This window comes from Myceligenerans halotolerans, from assembly GCF_054782975.1.
Genome location: NZ_BAAGRL010000006.1, coordinates 538,041 through 555,473 on the forward strand (window position 1 = coordinate 538,041; position 17,433 = coordinate 555,473).

At 71.2% G+C, this 17,433-nt stretch carries 15 protein-coding genes; 5 read left to right on the top strand and 10 right to left on the bottom strand.

Annotated features, from left to right (window positions below; translation table 11 throughout):
• Window positions 1-145: 145 nt before the first annotated feature.
• On the bottom strand, window positions 146-1,447 hold the full coding sequence (gene nhaA, locus ACYVK5_RS05630) for a Na+/H+ antiporter NhaA (protein WP_460702639.1): 1,302 nt from the start codon (window positions 1,445-1,447) through the stop codon (window positions 146-148).
• A 103-nt stretch (window positions 1,448-1,550) separates the two neighbouring features.
• Window positions 1,551-2,108, bottom strand: a complete 558-nt coding sequence (locus tag ACYVK5_RS05635; RefSeq protein ID WP_460702641.1) for a DUF1697 domain-containing protein — start codon at window positions 2,106-2,108, stop codon at window positions 1,551-1,553.
• Between the two features lie 379 nt (window positions 2,109-2,487).
• Between ACYVK5_RS05635 and ACYVK5_RS05640 the strand changes: the two genes are divergently transcribed.
• On the top strand, window positions 2,488-3,921 hold the full coding sequence (locus tag ACYVK5_RS05640) for a PhoH family protein (protein WP_460702643.1): 1,434 nt from the start codon (window positions 2,488-2,490) through the stop codon (window positions 3,919-3,921).
• A gap of 175 nt (window positions 3,922-4,096) precedes the next feature.
• Here the strand turns inward: ACYVK5_RS05640 and ACYVK5_RS05645 are convergent, their stop codons facing one another.
• Genes ACYVK5_RS05645 through ACYVK5_RS05660 form a run of 4 tightly spaced genes read right to left on the bottom strand, consistent with a single transcriptional unit; the run spans window position 4,097 to window position 7,515 of the window.
• Complete coding sequence (locus ACYVK5_RS05645; RefSeq protein ID WP_460702645.1) at window positions 4,097-5,536, bottom strand: class II fumarate hydratase; 1,440 nt, start codon at window positions 5,534-5,536, stop codon at window positions 4,097-4,099.
• A 47-nt stretch (window positions 5,537-5,583) separates the two neighbouring features.
• Complete coding sequence (locus ACYVK5_RS05650) at window positions 5,584-6,243, bottom strand: carbonic anhydrase (protein WP_460702647.1); 660 nt, start codon at window positions 6,241-6,243, stop codon at window positions 5,584-5,586.
• Window positions 6,244-6,280: 37 nt separating this feature from the next.
• Window positions 6,281-7,249 (bottom strand): carbohydrate kinase family protein, encoded by a 969-nt coding sequence (locus ACYVK5_RS05655; protein ID WP_460702649.1) that lies wholly within the window; start codon window positions 7,247-7,249, stop codon window positions 6,281-6,283.
• Window positions 7,246-7,515: an exodeoxyribonuclease VII small subunit gene (locus tag ACYVK5_RS05660; protein WP_460702651.1), complete on the bottom strand. Its 270-nt coding sequence runs from the start codon at window positions 7,513-7,515 to the stop codon at window positions 7,246-7,248. Before ACYVK5_RS05660 ends, ACYVK5_RS05655 begins: the two co-directional genes overlap by 4 nt.
• A 147-nt stretch (window positions 7,516-7,662) precedes the next feature.
• Between ACYVK5_RS05660 and ACYVK5_RS05665 the strand changes: the two genes are divergently transcribed.
• Together ACYVK5_RS05665 and ACYVK5_RS05670 are read left to right on the top strand one after the other, a co-directional pair.
• Window positions 7,663-9,294: an ABC-F family ATP-binding cassette domain-containing protein gene (locus ACYVK5_RS05665; protein WP_460702653.1), complete on the top strand. Its 1,632-nt coding sequence runs from the start codon at window positions 7,663-7,665 to the stop codon at window positions 9,292-9,294.
• A gap of 109 nt (window positions 9,295-9,403) precedes the next feature.
• Entirely contained in the window at window positions 9,404-9,613 is a 210-nt protein-coding gene (locus ACYVK5_RS05670) for a hypothetical protein (RefSeq protein ID WP_460702655.1), read from the top strand.
• 119 nt (window positions 9,614-9,732) lie between these two features.
• Here the strand turns inward: ACYVK5_RS05670 and ACYVK5_RS05675 are convergent, their stop codons facing one another.
• Window positions 9,733-10,875, bottom strand: a complete 1,143-nt coding sequence (locus ACYVK5_RS05675) for an epoxide hydrolase family protein (RefSeq protein ID WP_460702657.1) — start codon at window positions 10,873-10,875, stop codon at window positions 9,733-9,735.
• Between the two features lie 63 nt (window positions 10,876-10,938).
• Here ACYVK5_RS05675 and ACYVK5_RS05680 point away from each other — a divergent pair, with 63 nt between their 5' ends.
• Window positions 10,939-11,913, top strand: a complete 975-nt coding sequence (locus ACYVK5_RS05680) for a helix-turn-helix transcriptional regulator (protein WP_460702659.1) — start codon at window positions 10,939-10,941, stop codon at window positions 11,911-11,913.
• A gap of 92 nt (window positions 11,914-12,005) precedes the next feature.
• Here the strand turns inward: ACYVK5_RS05680 and ACYVK5_RS05685 are convergent, their stop codons facing one another.
• Together ACYVK5_RS05685 and xseA are read right to left on the bottom strand one after the other, a co-directional pair.
• The gene (locus tag ACYVK5_RS05685) at window positions 12,006-13,274 is read right to left on the bottom strand and encodes an ATP-binding protein (protein ID WP_460702661.1); all 1,269 of its coding nucleotides are present in this window, start codon (window positions 13,272-13,274) and stop codon (window positions 12,006-12,008) included.
• A gap of 134 nt (window positions 13,275-13,408) precedes the next feature.
• The gene (gene xseA, locus ACYVK5_RS05690; protein WP_460702663.1) at window positions 13,409-14,665 is read right to left on the bottom strand and encodes an exodeoxyribonuclease VII large subunit; all 1,257 of its coding nucleotides are present in this window, start codon (window positions 14,663-14,665) and stop codon (window positions 13,409-13,411) included.
• Between the two features lie 158 nt (window positions 14,666-14,823).
• On the opposite strand from xseA, the gene ACYVK5_RS05695 reads away from it, so the two are divergent.
• Window positions 14,824-15,867, top strand: a complete 1,044-nt coding sequence (locus ACYVK5_RS05695) for a 4-hydroxy-3-methylbut-2-enyl diphosphate reductase (protein ID WP_460702665.1) — start codon at window positions 14,824-14,826, stop codon at window positions 15,865-15,867.
• Window positions 15,868-15,873: 6 nt separating this feature from the next.
• On the opposite strand, the gene ACYVK5_RS05700 is transcribed toward ACYVK5_RS05695, so the two are convergent.
• Window positions 15,874-17,421 (bottom strand): DNA recombination protein RmuC, encoded by a 1,548-nt coding sequence (locus ACYVK5_RS05700; protein ID WP_460702667.1) that lies wholly within the window; start codon window positions 17,419-17,421, stop codon window positions 15,874-15,876.
• Window positions 17,422-17,433: the final 12 nt, after the last annotated feature.

Below are 17,433 nucleotides of genomic sequence, written 5' to 3' on the forward strand. Positions count from 1 at the left end.
GGGCTCCGGCCCGCTGCCGTACCACCTCGTGCGTGCCCGGCCGTCCTGCTGTCGAGTGCCTGGCCCCGGCATTCACCTGCCGTGGGCACCGCGCCGGCGCGGCCGCCGCACGACGCCGGGCCGCCCCGGCGTCGTGCGGCGCGAATCAGCCGTGTTCCTGCCTGTCCTTCTCGTCGCCGATGAAGTCGTGCACCTCGTCGGCCACGCCGTCGAGGTTCATGTCGGCGGCCCGGGCGCGGCGGGCGTCCCAGCGGAGCGTGAGCGCGCCGAGCAGGGCCGCGACGACCGATCCGATGAGGATCGCGATCTTCGCGCCGTCGGCATGCTCCGCGTCACCGAACGACAGCTCGCTGATCAGCAGCGACACTGTGAACCCGATTCCGGCCAGCAGCCCGACGGGGAGCAGGTCGCGCACGCCGATGCCGTCCGCGAGCCGTAGCGGCGTCAGGCGGATCAGGAGCCAGGTGGTCCCCAGCACGCCGATGATCTTGCCGAGCACGAGTCCGACCACGATGGCCGGGACGACGGGCTGGCTCAGCATGGCGGCGGGGCCGTCGCCCTCGATGAGCGACACACCCGCCGCGAAGAACGCGAAGACCGGTAGCGCGAATCCCGACGACCACGGCCGCACCTTGTACTCGTAGGCGTGCGTCCGGGTGTCGGCCTCGCCGTGCATCATCACCGCGGGGACCATGAAGCCGCACAGCACGCCGGCCACGGTGGCATGGACGCCCGACTCGTGCATGAAGGCCCAGGCCAGCACGGCCAGCGGCACCAGGACCCACCACTGCGGCTTCCTGGCCCGGACGTGCCAGCCGAACAGGGCCACGCAGGCCAGGGCGGCGAGCAGCGGCCACCAGTTGATGTCCTCCGTGTAGAAGATCGCGATGACGATGATCGCCAGGAGATCGTCCACGACGGCGAGCGTCAGCAGGAACGTGCGGATCGCGGTGGGCAGGCCCTTGCCGAAGACGGCGAGCACCGCCAGGGCGAACGCGATGTCCGTCGCCGTCGGGATGGCCCAGCCGTGGATCAGGTCGCCCGCACCGAGCGCGAAGATCATCCCCACGTACAGCAGCGCCGGCAGCGCCATGCCGCCAACGGCAGCGACCATGGGGACGCCGGCTTCCCGGGGACTGCGCAGGCTGCCCGCGACGAACTCGTGCTTGAGTTCGACGCCGACCACGAAGAAGAAGACCGCGAGCAGGCCGTCGGCCGCCCAGTCGGCGAGGGTGAGGTCGAGGTGGACCGGGAGGCCGAACAGCTCGGCGGGCCCGACGGGGGTCCCGGCGAATGCCTCGTAGGACTCCCACCACGGGGAGTTGGCCCACAGCAGGGCGATGACCGCCGCGCCGATGAGGAGCGCCCCGCCGATCGTCTCCCGGCTCACCCAACCGCGGAGCTTCTGGACGGGTCCTGGGGCCTCGAGAGTGGCGGAAGTGGTCACGCAGGCTCCTTCGGTCCACGGGGGTGCGATCCAGCGCTACAACCCTACCCGGAACCGGTCTTTGCCTTGCCGGCGGTTCGCTCTCGGGGGAGCGTGGCGCTCGTCACGAAAGATCCCGGAGCATCTCGCCGAGTCGTGTGATCGTGTTCCAGTTGCGGGCGGTCAGCGTGGTGCCGGCCGCCTTGTCGAGCGCGGCGGTGGTGAGCTTGGAGTGTCCGATCCCGTCGACGTAGTGCACGTAGACGACGCCCGCGGCCACGCCGATGTGCTCGCGCCCGGGGTGCTGGAGATCGAGCCGGGCGATCCCCACCTCGTCGACCTCCCCGAACGGCACGTGCACCTGCAGGTGCGACGGGTCCTCGCGGGCGGCGGCGGGGAACGGGTTCGCGGAGGCGATCGCGCGGAGCCGGTCGGCGGTCAGTGCGATGGCGGGGATCTCGGTGCCCACCCGTTCGGTCAGGCGGTCCGAGAGGAGGCGGGCGACGTCGTCGGGCCCCCCGGCGTCCGATGTGCCCGTGGTCAGGACCACGTTCCCGCTGTTGAGCAGGGTGCGAACGTCGGCGAAGCCGGCGTCGAGCGCGGCACCGCGCAGGTCGGTCGCGGGGACGCGGCGGTTGGGTCCGAGGTTCACTCCCCGGAGCAGGACGACGAAGGCAGCCATCCGGATATCTTGTCGGATCGATCCGACGGGCGCCATCACCGCGTCCGGGGGTCTGCGACCTCCCTCGAAAGCCCAAATCTTGACTACTTCTTGGCATTAAGGCCAAGAAGTTACCAAGATGTGAACAGTGTGTGACATCTCGCGACGCGGCCGAGTGAGGGGCTGGTCAGAACTTCCACGGCGGCGTACGTTCGCGACCAAGGACGGCACCCAGTCGTCCTCGGGAGGCCACCTATGGAGTTATCGCTCCGTGGAGAGGGTCGATCCCGACCCTGTGCCGCGGTGTCGTGCGCCAGGGGCGGGCCGACCGCTCATCCACCAGCTTCGTGAACGACGACGCGGCTGCGAAGGCGCTTCGGCGCCGGAGGGAGCAGATGCCATGACCCGAACCACAGCTGTCCCGAAGGCAGAGCTTTCAGATCTTCACAGCGGGGCTGCAGGCCCCAGGTCGGCTCACTCCCAGACCGACGAGGCCGGGAACGACTCCCCGGCCGAGGAAGGTCGCCGCACGTTCGTCGTCGACACCTCGGTGCTCCTCAGCGACCCGCGTGCCATGTTCCGGTTCGCCGAGCACGACGTCGTCCTGCCCGTCGTCGTCATCACCGAGCTCGAGGCCAAGCGTCACCACGCCGAGCTCGGCTACTTCGCCCGCAGCGCGCTGCGCATGCTCGACGGGCTGCGCATGGAGCACGGGCGCCTCGACGCCCCGGTCCCCGTGGGCGACGCGGGCGGCACGCTCCGCGTCGAGCTCAACCACATCGACCCGACCGTCCTGCCCGCCGGCTTCCGGCTCGGCGACAACGACACCCGCATCCTGTCCGTCGCCGCCAACCTCGCCGCCGAGGGCGCGGACGTGACCGTCGTGTCCAAGGACCTGCCGATGCGGGTCAAGGCGTCGGCGGTGGGCCTCACCGCCGAGGAGTACCGCGCGCAGCTCGCGGTCGAGTCCGGCTGGACCGGGATGCGCGAGCTCGACGTCAGCGACGAGCAGATGTCCGAGCTGTGGGATTCCGAGAGCCTCGACCTGACCGCCCTCGACCCCAGCACGGTCGAGGCGGCCGGGCCACTGGTGGTGCACACCGGCACCGTGGTCCACGCGCCCGGCGGCTCCGCGCTGGGGCGGGTCACCGCCGACAAGCGGCTGCGGCTCGTGCGCGGCGACCAGGAGGTGTTCGGCGTGCACGGGCGCTCCGCCGAGCAGCGGATCGCCATCGACCTCCTCCTCGACGAGGAGATCGGGATCGTCTCCCTCGGCGGGCGTGCCGGGACCGGGAAGTCGGCGCTCGCGCTGTGCGCGGGACTGGAGTCCGTGCTCGAGCGGCGCCGGCACCGCAAGGTCGTCGTGTTCCGGCCGGTCTACGCGGTGGGCGGGCAGGAGCTCGGCTTCCTGCCCGGCACGGAGGCCGAGAAGATGAACCCGTGGGGGCAGGCGGTCTACGACACCCTGGAGGCGCTCGTCTCCAAGGATGTCGTGGACGAGGTGATCAGCCGCGAGATGCTCGAGGTGCTGCCCCTCACCCACGTGCGCGGGCGGTCCTTGCACGACGCCTTCGTCATCGTCGACGAGGCGCAGTCCCTCGAGCGGAACGTCCTGCTCACGGTGCTGTCGCGGATCGGCCAGAACGCACGCGTGGTGCTCACGCACGACGTCGCGCAGCGCGACAACCTGCGGGTCGGCCGGCACGACGGCGTCGCCGCGGTGATCGAGGCGCTCAAGGGGCACCCGCTGTTCGCGCACGTGACGCTGACGCGTTCCGAGCGGTCGCCGGTGGCGGCGCTGGTGACGGACATGCTGGAGAAGCTCGAGGTGTGAGTGGGTGAGCTCGGCCCAGTGAGGTGAGCGCGGCGAAGAGGCGCACTCCCGGACGGAAGCCCCCCAGCCCCGCGTGTCCGGTAGTGCGCCTCTTCGGTGTGCGTCCTACGTGAGGGAGCGTAGCACCTTAGGTAAGGCTAACCAAAGGCCCTTGTCGTGGTGACGCCCGGCGTCGTCAGGCCTGCGGCGGGCGGGTCATCTTCAGGACGTCGAGGGCCTCGTCGAGCTCCGCCTCGGTGATCTCGCCGCGCTCGACGAAGCCGAGGTCGATGACTGCCTCGCGGACGGTGATCTTCCGGGCCACCGAGTGCTTGGCGATCTTCGCGGCGGCCTCGTAGCCGATCACGCGGTTCAGCGGCGTGACGATCGACGGCGACGACCCGGCCAGCGCGGCGGCGCGCTCGACGTTCGCCGTGATCCCCGAGACCGTCTTGTCCGCGAGCACGCGGGACGCGTTCGCGAGCAGGCGGATCGACTCCAGCACGCCCTGGGCGATGACCGGGATCTGCACGTTGAGCTCGAACGTGCCCGACGCCCCGGCCCACGCCACGGTCGCGTCGTTGCCGATCACGCGCGCGCCCACCATGAGCACGGCCTCCGGGATCACCGGGTTCACCTTGCCCGGCATGATCGACGAACCCGGCTGCAGGTCCGGCAGCGCGATCTCGCCGAGGCCGGTGTTCGGGCCCGAGCCCATCCAGCGCAGGTCGTTGCAGATCTTCGTGAGCGACACGGCGATGGTGCGCAGCGCGCCGCTCAGCTCCACGAGCCCGTCCCGCGCGGACTGCGCCTCGAAGTGGTCGCGCGCCTCGGTGATCGGCAGGCCCGTGTCCTGTGCGAGCAGCTCGATGACCCGCTGCGGGAACCCGGCCGGCGTGTTGATGCCGGTCCCGACGGCAGTGCCGCCCTGCGGGACCTCGGCCGCCCGGGGGAGTGCGGCCTCGACGCGCTCGATGCCGTACCGGATCGCGGCCGCGTAGCCGCCGAACTCCTGGCCGAGCGTCACGGGCGTGGCGTCCATGAGGTGCGTGCGGCCGGACTTGACCACCTCCGCGAACTCCCCGGACTTCGCGGCCAGCGCGTCCGAAAGGTGCCTCAGGGCGGGGACCAGGTCGTTCACGATGCCCGACGTCGCCGCCACGTGCACCGACGTGGGGAACACGTCGTTCGACGACTGGGACGCGTTGACATGGTCGTTCGGGTGCACGTCATTGCCCAGCGCCTGCGTGGCGAGGGTGGCCAGCACCTCGTTCGTGTTCATGTTCGACGACGTGCCCGACCCGGTCTGGTACACATCCACCGGGAAGTGGGCGTCGAACTCTCCAGAGGCCACCCGGTCCGCGGCGGCGACGATCGCGTCGGCCACGTCCTGGTCGAGGACGCCCAGCTCGGCGTTGGCCTGGGCGGCGGCCTTCTTGACCCGGGCGAGCGCCTCGATGTGGGACCGCTCCAGCGGCGTGCCGGAGATCGGGAAGTTCTCCACGGCGCGCTGCGTCTGGGCGCGATACAGGGCGGTCTTCGGGACGCGGACCTCCCCCATCGTGTCGTGCTCGATGCGGTACTCGGTCTCCACGGCGGCGCCGGACGGCGCGGGGACGGCGGTGTCGGAACTCATGGCTCCTATCGTGCCGCACCCGCACGCCCGGCTCGTGGTGAGCCGGGTCACGAACCCGGCTCCTCCCCGACATCACCGAGCACCTGGATCAGCTGGGCGGCGCCGTCGGACAGGTCGTACTCCACGCCGACGACGGCGCACCGGCCCTCCGCCACCGCCGAGGCCAGCCCCGCCGAGTACCCGTGCAACATCCCCACCGTGTGCTTCACGTGCTCCCGGCGCAGGACGTCCGGGTCGGACAGGGCGCCCATGTCGGTCCCCGGAGCGCCCGACGTGATGCTCACGATCGACGGGATCACCCGGTCCACGACGGCCCGCACGAAACCGCCCTGCTGCTCCCCGGTGGCCAGGGTGTGCGCCGCCGCCGCCACGGCACCGCACGAGTCGTGGCCCAGCACGACCACGAGCGACGCCCCCAGCACGTTCACCCCGTACTCGATCGAGCCGATCACCGTCGTGTCGAGCACGTGCCCCGCGGTCCGGACCACGAACACATCGCCCAGCCCCTGGTCGAAGATGATCTCCGCGGCCACCCGCGAGTCCGAGCAGCCGAAGATCACCGTGTGCGGATACTGGGCCGCCGTCAGCTCCGCCCGCCGGATGGCGTCCTGCGACGGATGCGCGGGAGCGCCGCCGACGAACCTGTCGTTGCCCGTGCGCAGGCGCTTCCAGGCTGCCTCCGGGGTCGGCCGTCGGATCTCGGTCATGCGGACAACTCCTCCCTCGTACTCGCTGCTTCGTCGCTCATCCGTCCAGCTCCGCCCGTCGTGGCGGGTTGGCGCCCGCGCGCGACACCGTGATCGCCGCGACCGCCACGCACTGCTCCAGGATCGCGGTCACCACGTCCGGCCCGATGGCGCGCAACGCATCCCGGCGCCCGGCACCCAGCAGATCGTGGCCCCACAAGCCGTCGATCAGGGCACCCATGAACGAGTCCCCGGCCCCGACCGTGTCCACCACCTGGGCGGACGGCGCCTTCACCTCGACCTCGCCGGCCGCAGAGAGCGCAACGGCCCCCTCGCCGCCCCTGGTCACCACGACGAGAGCGGGCCCCACGTGCCCCGCCGCCCTGGCGGTGTCGCCGGACTCCGCGTCGCCGGACGCCGTGGCCCGCCACGCGCGGGCCGCCTCGACCGGGTCCTGACCCGGGTACAGCCACGCGAGATCCTCGTCGCTGACCTTCACCACATCGGCCAGCGCGACCAGCGCCTCGATCCGCTCGCGCGCCGCATCGGCCGAACCCATGATCACCGGCCGCGCGTTCGGGTCGTACGTGATGGTCGACGTCGCCCGCGCGGCCTCGACCAGCGCACGCACCTGACCGCCGCCCGGCTCCAGCACCGCCGCGATCGAACCCGTGTGCACCGCCAGGGTGTCCGCACCGGCCGCCGCCCGCTCCGGCACCCGCCAGGTCAGGTCGAACTCGTAGCTGGCCGACCCGCCGTCGTCCAGCGTCGCGATCGCCACGCTCGTGCGGTCCGCCTCGTCGCTGCCCTCGGCGAGCGCGACGTCCGACTCCGCGAGCCACGTACGCACCGCGTCACCACGCTCGTCCCGACCCAGCCAGGTCGCGAGCCGGACATCCCGGCCCAGACGCCCCAGCGTCAGGGCGACGTTGGCGATGCTGCCGCCCGGATGCTCGGCCGCGGAACCGTCCGGGCGGCGGACCTCGTCGACCAGGGCCTCGCCCACGGCGAGAACGTGGCTGCTCATTCGGTGACCTCACTGTCGTTCGTCGATGCGCCGGCGCCGTCACCCGACGCCGCCTGAGCGGCCGCGAGACGCTCACGGGCGCCGTCCAGCCACTCCTGGCATCGCGTGGCCAGGGCCTCGCCACGTTCCCACAGCGCGAGCGAGTCCTCCAGCGGCTCCCCGCCGGCCTCCAGGCGCTGGACCACGCGGACGAGCTCGTCACGCGCCTGCTCGTACGACAGGCTGGCGACATCGGATGCGTCGGTGTTCTTGGCGTCGGTGTTCACGGGGAACAGTCAACAACACGTCACCGACATCCGAGGGGCGTTGTCCACAGGGCAGGAGCCGTCGCAGGTGCCCGCAGCACGCCCGCCGCGCCGTCGGACCGTCGAATTGCCCTTGGCCTCACGGGCGCGAACGGCGACCATGTGCCCATGGGTCACCTCGAAGCCGCACATCTCGAGTACTACCTTCCCGACGGGAGGGCGCTGCTCGGCGACGTGTCGTTCCGGGTGGGCGAGGGGAGCGCCACCGCGCTGGTCGGCCCCAACGGCGCGGGCAAGACCACGCTGCTCCGGCTCCTCACCGGCGAGCTGAGCCCGGACGGCGGCACCGTCACCGTCACCGGCGGCCTCGGCGTGATGCGGCAGTTCGTCGGGTCCGTCCGGGACGAGAGCACCGTACGCGACCTGCTCGCCTCGGTCTCCGCGCCGCGCATCCGCGACGCCGCCCGCGCCGTCGACGACGCCGAGCACGCCATGATGGCGGCGGACGACGGCACCGACCAGACCCGCGTGCAGATGGCCTACGCGCAGGCGCTCGCGGACTGGGGCGAGGCCGGCGGCTACGAGGCAGAGACGCTGTGGGACAAGTGCACGACGGCGGCGCTCGGCGTGCCTTACGAGCGCGCGCAGTTCCGCGAGGTGCGCACGTTGTCCGGCGGCGAGCAGAAGCGGCTCGTGCTGGAGGCGCTGCTGCGCGGCACGGACGAGGTGCTCCTGCTCGACGAGCCGGACAACTACCTCGACGTGCCCGGCAAACGCTGGCTCGAGGAGCGGCTGCGCGAGACGCGCAAGACCGTGCTGTTCGTGTCGCACGACCGCGAGCTGCTCGCGCGGGTCGCGGACCGGATCGTGTCCCTGGAGCCGGGCCCCGCCGGGGCGGACGCGTGGGTGCACGGCGGGTCGTTCGAGACGTTCCACGACGCGCGTCGCGAGCGGTTCGCGCGCTTCGAGGAGCTGCGGCGGCGCTGGGACGAGAAGCACGCGCAGCTCAAGAAGCTGGTGCTGACCCTGCGGCAGCAGGCGGCGAACAGCCCCGACATGGCGTCCCGGTACCGGGCGGCCCAGACGCGCCTGCGGAAGTTCGAGGAGGTGGGCCCGCCTCCCGAGCCGCCGCGGGAGCAGGACATCAGGATGCGCCTGCACGGCGGGCGCACGGGACTGCGGGCGGTGACGTGCGCCCGGCTCGAGCTCACCGGGCTGATGAAGCCGTTCGACCTCGAGGTGTTCTTCGGGGAACGCGTCGCCGTGCTCGGCTCCAACGGATCGGGTAAGTCGCACTTCCTGCGGTTGCTCGCGGGCGGCGAGGTGGCGCACGAGGGCTCCTGGAAGCTCGGTGCGCGCGTGGTGGCGGGGCACTTCGCGCAGACGCACGCGCATCCGGAGCTGTTCGGGCGCACCCTGCTCGACATCCTGTGGACCGAGCATGCGCAGGACCGGGGCAAGGCCATGTCCCGGCTGCGCCGCTACGAGCTGACCGTCGCCGCGGAGCGGCCCTTCGACCGGCTGTCCGGCGGCCAGCAAGCCCGGTTCCAGATCCTGCTCCTGGAGCTCGCCGGATGCACGGCGCTGCTCCTCGACGAGCCGACCGACAACCTGGACCTCGAGTCTGCCGAGGCGCTCCAGGAAGGGCTGGAGGCGTTCGAGGGCACGGTCCTCGCGGTCACGCACGACCGGTGGTTCGCCCGGTCCTTCGACCGCTACCTCGTGTTCGGGTCCGACGGCGTCGTGCGCGAGACGCCCGAGCCCGTGTGGGACGAGCGGCGGGTGGAGCGGGCGCGGTAGCCCGCACGCCGGGGTGCTCTGTTCCGGTGGCGTCGGAGCTGATCGTGGGGCATTCTGAAGAGTTTGCCGAAATGCTGTGACATCCGGGACCTTCGCGCGTCTGAGGGACATGCGGAACACAGGTCAGGCCATCGGCTGCCCGGAGACGCGCGCCTCGATGCGGAAGTACCTCAAGCATCAGATGCTGCCCGGCCGCCGTCGTCGTCTCGAGGACCACCTCGTCGGGTGCTCCGGCTGCATCCGGGAGTTCGTCGAGCTCCGCGAGTCCCACTGGATGGCCGACGCCGGCCGTCGTGCGGGCCTCGCGGTGGCGGCGTAGGGCCCCACCGTGGCCCGGGCCGGCCCCGAGGCGGGCGCGGCCCTCGGCGTGCCCGGCGGGCCGGCCCTGGGAAGAGCACGACCTGCCGGGGGCCGAGAGCGACGCCGCCCGCGAAACGGTCAGGAAAGGTCGCGGAAGAACGCGCGGATGTCATCCGCGAGCAGCTGAGGCTCCTCCATCGCGGGGAAGTGCCCGCCCTCGGCGAACTCGCTCCAGTGGCCGATCGCGTTCCCCGGATCCATCGTGCGGCGCATCAGCGGGTGGGTGTCGAACACCGCCCACCCGGTCGGCACGCTGGAAGGCGTGAGCCAGTTGAGTCCCGAGTGCTCGGCCTCGTAGTAGAACTGCGCGCTCGACGCGCCGCTGCGGGTGAACCAGTACAGGCTGATGTTCGTGAGGAGCTGGTCGCGGTCGACCGACTCGTCCGGCGTCCGGTACGCGCTGCTGGTCCAGGTCTTGAACTTCTCGGCGACCCACGCGAGCTGACCGACGGGCGAGTCCACGAGCGCCGCGCCGATCGTGTCGGGGCGGTGGTTCTGCATCTCGTAGTACCCGCGATCGGCGGCGCCCCGGGCACGGACCGCTTCGATCTCGGCGATCTCGTCGTCGGACAGGCCGTCGGGGTAGGGGAACTTCTCGCCGACCAGCCCGAGCGTCTGCCCGTCGCTGCCGATGTGCGTGCCGATGACTCGCTCCGGATAGATCGATGCGAGACGTCCGGTGGTCCCCGCGCCGATGTCGGTGCCGTGCGCCGCGAACCGCTCGTACCCGAGCCGCGTCATGATCTCGGCGTAGGCGTCCGTCGTCCGCGCCAGTTCCCAGCCGGTCCCGGACAGCGGGGTCGAGAACCCGAAGCCCGGCAGCGACGGGATCACGATGTGGAAGTCGTCGGTGAGCAGCGGGATCAGGTGCTGGTACTCGACGAAGGATCCGGGCCAGCCGTGGTTCAGCACGAGCGGGGTGGCCTCCGGGTTCGCCGAGCGCACGTGCACGACGTGGAATGTCTGCCCGTCCACCACGGTCGTGAACTGCTCGTACTTGTTGAGTGCCGCCTCCTGGGCGCGCCAGTCGAACCCGTCGCGCCAGTGATCCGCGAGTTCCTTGAGGTACGCCACCGGGGTGCCGCGGCTGAAGTCGGTGCGGTCGTCCCGGCCGGGGACGGGGTGCGGCCAGCGGGTGTTGGCGAGCCGCTGGCGCAGGTCGTCGATGTCGGCCTGCGGGATGTCGATGCGGAAGGGGATGAGTGCGGTGTTCTCGGTCATGACAAGCACGATTCCAGCTATTGCGGCAGGTTAGCTTCCGCAATAGCTGGAATGATCGAGAACATGTTGGAGACCTCGGCCCGCCTGCTCGAACTGCTGTCGCTGCTCCAGCTCAAGCGCGACTGGACGAGTTCCGAACTCGCCGATCGGCTGGGCGTGAGTACGCGGACGGTACGCGCGGACGTCGGCAAGCTGCGGTCGCTCGGCTACCCCGTGGATGCGCGTCCTGGTGTCGCGGGTGGGTATCGGTTGGCGGCCGGGACGGCGATGCCTCCGCTGTTGCTGGACGACGACGAGGCGGTCGCCGTCGCGGTCGGGCTGAGCACGGTTGCGACCCGGAGGCTCGGTGTCGAGGAGACCTCGCTGACGGCGCTCGCGAAGCTGGAGCAGGTGCTGCCCTCGCGGCTGCGCCGGCGCGTCGAGGCGGTGCGCGAGGCGACGAGCATCGTTCCCGGTGCGGAGGCGGTGCTCGATCTCTCGGTGCTCGGCGTGGTGGCGGGCGCGATCCGTGCCCACGAGCGGCTCCGGTTCGGGTACACGAAGCACGGGGGTACCGAATCGGTGCGCCTCACCGAGCCGCAGCGGCTGGTGAGCTGGGGGGCGCGCTGGTATCTGCTCGCGTGGGACCTCGACCGCGACGACTGGCGTGTCTTCCGCGTCGACCGCGTGGTTCCGCGCGCGCCGACGGGCGCGCGGTTCCGGCCGCGCGTGATCCCGGAGGACAAGGTCGTCGACTACGTCGTCGGCCGGGTTACGAAGGCGGCCTGGAAGTATCGCGCCCGGCTGCTCGTGCACGCTCCCGCCGCCCACGTCGCCGCGAGGATCCCTGCCCCGCTCGAGATCGAGGTGGTCGGCGAGTCCGCGTGCCGCGTCGAGCTGGGGTCGGACGATCCGGATCAGCTCGCGCTGTGGCTGACACAGCTCGGCGTGGACATCGAGGTCATCGAGGGCGACGAACTCGCGGCGGCCTTCGACCGGCTCGCCGACAGGCTCCACCGCGCGGCAGGCGGTGCGTTCAGACCCGGCCACGGTGCCTGAGCGGCATCAAGCAGCATATCGACCAGCCGCTCGGCGGCGCGTCTGCAGTGGTGGATCACTGGCGGAGTGGTGGCCAGTTGGCGCGAGGGAATTCAGGGACCGAGGAGCGCGAGGGGGATGGCAGCGATGCCGTCGCGGCGCCGGTAGGCGTGCTCGCCGGCGTAGATGACCGCGGCGTCGAGCAGGTCGTCGCCGATGCGGTCGGCGAGCCAGGTGAGGTGTTTCACGTCGGAGTCCTCGACCCGGTCGGCCAGTTTGACCTCGACGGCCAGGACGCGGCCGTCGGGGCGGACGACGACGAGATCGACCTCGTGGTCTCCGTTGCGGGTACGCAGGTGGTGCACGCGGGCTTCGGCGGCTTCGGCGTAGGTGTGCAGGCTCAGGGTGGTCAGGTGCTCGAACAGGGCGCCGAGGATTGTGCCTTCCGTGAGCTGGGTTCTGCCTTGTTCGGCGCGGAGCAGCGCGGGTGCGTCGAGCCCGAGCAGCCGCGCGGCGAGGGCAGGGTCGGCGAGTTGGTGCTTGGGGGACTGGGCGAGGCGGTCGAGGTGGTTGCGGCTCGGGATCCATGGCGGGACGGGGTCCAGAAGCCAGAGGGAGGACAGAGCATCGCGGTAGGCGATCGTGGTCTCCTTGGCAGGCTTGCTGTCAAGGCCGGGCGTGGCGGCGTCCAGGATCTTGGAGTAGGCGGTCGTACTGGAAGTTGCCGCGGCGTAGGCAGCGAGCCAGCCGCGGAGCACCTCTGGCTTGCGCACGGGGTAGCCCTGCTCGGGGAACTCGCGCTGGGCGACGTTCGTCAGGTAGGCGTCGAGCTCGGTCCGGCGAACCCGGGCGGGCATCGGGCGGATGGCCGGAAACCCGGACGCGGTGATTTCCTCGACGTAGTCGGCCAGGCGGATCTTCGTTGATCCCTGAACGCCGTCTGAACCCTGCAAGAGCTCGGCGAGGCTGACGGTGGGTGTCTCGATGGCGCGCTCGGCAAGACTCAGGGGTCGCATGCGCATGGGCACGATCCGGCCGGCCCCGGAGTGCACGATGGCGCCGCGTGGTGCTGAGCTGCCTGCGATGATGAAATACCCGGGTGGTGACCCGGCGTCGACGGCGTGGCGGACGTGATCCCAGACCTCGGGCAGTCGCTGCCACTCGTCGACCAGGACCGGGCCCGGCAGGCTGGTCAGGATGCTCGGGTCCGCTGTGACGAGCTCGCGTTGGCGCGGCAGGCTCAGGTCGATCACCGAGTTGGCGCGCTGGGCGGCGGTCGCGGTCTTGCCGACGCCCTTGGGCCCATGGATCGACAGGGCACGCAGGTGCGGTTGGAGCTCGTCAAGGGTGGCGTCGAGAATGCGACGACGGTACTCGGGCATGTGCCCTACTCTACCGATCGCAGGGATTTTAGTCTTCCGATCGCATGCCAGATACTCTACCGATCGCCCAGGGTGTCGACGCGGCATCGCGATGACCACGGGCGGGCAGCGTCGGCCGACCAGGCGTGACCGTCTCAGCCTCCGACGGACGTGACTTCCGCGTCCAGCGCGCCGTCGGCCAGGCGGACGCGGACGTCGTCGCCGATGGCGACATCGCCGGGCGTCCGGACCACGTGACCGTCCGCACGCTGCACGACGGCGTAGCCGCGTTCCAGGGTCGACGCCGGTGACAGTGCGCGCACCTGTGCCTCGAGCCGGCCGATCTCGCCCGACGCGCGCAGCAGCAGCGCGTTCAGCGTGTGCCGCGCATGCCCGATCGCCTGGGAGACCTCCCGCTCGCGGGACTCCAGCATGGTGTGCGGCGCGGCGAGCACGGGACGCGAGCGGACGCCGTCGAGTCCGTGCTGCTCGCGGCTCAGCAGCGACGCCATCGCGCCGCGGATGCGCTGCCGGGCCTGCGTCAGGCGCTGCCGCTCCTCCGAGACATCGGGGACGATGCACTTGGCCGCGTCCGTCGGAGTGGAGGCGCGCAGGTCGGCGACCAGGTCCAGCAGCGGCGAGTCCGTCTCATGGCCGATGGCGCTCACCAGCGGGGTACGGCAGGCGGCGGCCGCCCGCACGAGTGCCTCGTTGGAGAAGGGGAGCAGGTCCTCGACGGAGCCCCCGCCGCGCGCCACGACGATCACCTCGACGTCGTCCCGCTCGTCGAGCTCCTGGATCGCCCGGCTCACCTCGGGGACCGCGCCCACACCCTGCACCGCGACCTCGCGGATCTCGAACCGCACCTGCGGCCAGCGCGCCCGGGCGTTGACGACGACGTCATGCTCCGCCTTGGACTCCCGCCCGCACACCAGCCCGATCACGCCCGGCAGGAACGGCAGCGGGCGCTTGCGGTCGAGGTCGAACAGCCCCTCGGCCCCCAGGACCCGCTTGAGCTCCTCGATGCGCGCCAGGAGTTCCCCGACGCCCACAGCGCGGATGTCGTTGGCCTGCATCTGCAAGGTGCCGCGCTTGGTCCAGAACGTGGGCTTCGCGTGCACGACGACGTGATCGCCCTCGGCCGGGGCCTTCGCCAGGCGTGCCATCGCACTGGAGAAGATCGTGACGGGCAGGGAGACGTCGCGATCGGCGTCGCGCAGCGTGAGGAACTGCACGCCCGAACCGGGGCGCGGGTTGAACTGGACGACCTGTCCCTCGACCCACACCGGCGGCATCCGGTCGATGTAGCCCTTGATCTTGTCCGACAGCACCCGGACCGGCCACGGGCGGCTCGCACTCGTGTCGAGAGCCTTCTCGGGAAGCGGCAGCGGGGCGGCGGTCTGATCGGTCACGGGACCATCCTGCACGGAGTGGCTGACATGCGGCGTCTCCACGCGCTGGTTGTCCACAGGCGCCGGCCGGGCGGGTGATGGCGGCGACGTGGCGTGGCCGTGCGCATCCTGAGAAGGGTCGACGACGTCACAGGGATGCCCGGCCCGGACGTCGCCGGATGGCCCATAGACTGGCGGACGTGACTTCCGGAACGTCCACCCTGACCAAGCGCGTCCTCCTCGCCGCCCCCCGGGGGTACTGCGCGGGCGTCGATCGTGCCGTCGTCGCCGTCGAGAAGGCCCTGGAGACCTACGGGGCGCCGGTGTACGTGCGCAAGGAGATCGTGCACAACAAGTACGTGGTGGAGACCCTCAGCGAGCGCGGGGCGATCTTCGTCAACGAGACCGACGAGGTGCCCGAAGGAGCCCGCCTGGTGTTCTCCGCGCACGGCGTCTCCCCGGCGGTGCGCGAGTCCGCGGCGGCACGCAGCCTCGACACCATCGACGCGACCTGCCCCCTGGTCACGAAGGTGCACAAGGAAGCCGTCCGCTTCGCGAAGGACGACTACGACATCCTGCTGATCGGCCACACGGGGCACGAGGAGGTCGAGGGGACCGCGGGCGAGGCGCCCGACCACGTGCAGGTCGTGAACTCGCCCGAGGAGGTCGACCAGGTCGTCGTGCGTGACCCCGCGAAGGTCGTGTGGATCTCGCAGACCACGCTGTCGGTGGACGAGACGATGGAGACGGTCCGCCGGCTGCGGGAGAAGTTCCCGTCCCTGCAGGATCCGCCCAGCGACGACATCTGCTACGCCACGCAGAACCGTCAGGTCGCGGTGAAGAAGCTGGCGCCCGAGTGCGACGTCGTGATCGTCGTGGGCTCGGCGAACTCCTCGAACTCGGTGCGTCTCGTCGAGGTCGCGCTCCAGGCGGGCGCCCGGTCGGCCTACCGCGTGGACCGCTCGTCGGAGATCGACGAGGCCTGGCTGGACGGTGCGACGACGGTCGGTGTGACCTCGGGCGCCTCGGTCCCGGAGATCCTGGTGCGCGACGTCCTGACGCTCCTGGAGGGGCGCGGGTTCGACGATGTGCAGGAGGTGCGGACCGCGACGGAGGACCTCATGTTCTCCCTGCCCCGCGAGCTGCGTGCCGGCCTCAAGGCCGCAGGCGCGGACGACAAGCGGCCGCGCAAGGAGTCACGCAAGCAGCTTCCGCTCGCCTGACGACCCTCAGCCCCCGGATGCCTGGGACCGGTTCGTCCTCTCCGCCTCGGCCAGGGCGCGCTGGTCGCTCGTGGCGAGCTCCGTGACCTCGACCTGCTGGACCACCACCGTGTCCAGCGTGTCGGTGCCGGCGGAGCGGCCGGACGCGGTCCCGTCCGGATCGCCGGTGGTGCCCGGCTTCCGGCCGTCCTGGGCGTCACGCGCCGTCTCGATCGCCACGACGCCGCCCTCGTCGGCAGCGAGCAGCTCGGACCTGGTGATGGGGCGCGGGATCTCCTCGATCTCGCCCGGCACCTCGATCGCGTCCCGGGGATCGACGACCTCGAGCTCGACCATCTTGCGGGCCGAGCTGAGCACGTTGCGCTCCAGCGACCCGATGAGCTTGTTGTAGTTCTTGGTCGAGCTCTCCAGGGATCGGCCCATCCTCGTGACGTGGTCCGTCATCGTGACCAGCCGCGAGTGCAGCTCCTTGCCCACCTGGTGCACCTTCGCCGCGTTCTCGGCGAGGGCCTCCTGCCGCCATGCGAAGGCGACGGTGCGCAGCAGGGCGACCAGGGTCATCGGCGTGGCGAGGATGACGTTCTTCCGTGCGGCGTACTCCAGCAGGTCCGGCTGCTGCTCGACCGCTGCGGAAAGGAACGCCTCGGCCGGGACGAACATCACCACGAACTCCGGCGCCGCGTCGAACTGCGCCCAGTACTTCTTGCCCGCCAGCTCGTCGACGTGCTTGCGCATGTGCTTCACGTGCGCGTCGAGGAGCTGCTCCCGGCGGTGCACGTCGTCGGTCTGCTGCGCCTCGAGATAGCGGATGAACGCCACCTTCGAGTCGACGACGACGTTCTTGGCCCCGGCAAGATGGATGACCATGTCCGGGCGCTGCACCCCGGCGTCGGAGGTGAACTCGTCCTGCTCGGTGAAGTCGACCCGGTTGAGCATGCCCGCGGCCTCGACCGTGCGGCGGAGTTGCAGCTCGCCCCACGCACCGCGCACCTCCGACGTGCGCAGCGCGGCCACCAGGTCGCTCGTCCCGCTGCGTAGCTTCGCCGACTCCTCGGTGACCTGGCGCAGCTGCTCGGTCAGCTGACCGTGCCCCTGGGCCCGGGCCTTCTCGGCCTCCTCGACCTGGGTGCGGACCTTGTCCATCACCTTGGACAGCGGATCGACGAGATTCTTGACCGCCTGCTCGCGCTGGGCGAGCTGCTCCTCGTTCCGCACCGTCGCGGTGGACAGCCGCTGCTCCGCCAGCGTGAGGAACTGCTTGGTGTTGGCCTCCAGGGCCTCGCCGGCGAGCAGTTTGAACTGCTGGGCGGCCCGCTCCTGCTCGGTGCGTGCGGCGGCGACCTGCTCGGCGGCGCGCTCCCGTGCCGCCTGGACGTCGGCCTCGGCCCGCTCGCGCACCATGACCACCTCGCGCTCGGACGCCTCCGCGAGCGCATTGAGGCGGGCGGACTCCAGCTCCGCGTCGCGCACGGCGTTCGACGCCCGCACACTATGAATCAGCCAGCCGACGACCACGCCGACGGCGAGCGCAAGAAGGATCCAGCCGATGTCCATGCCGCCAAGGCT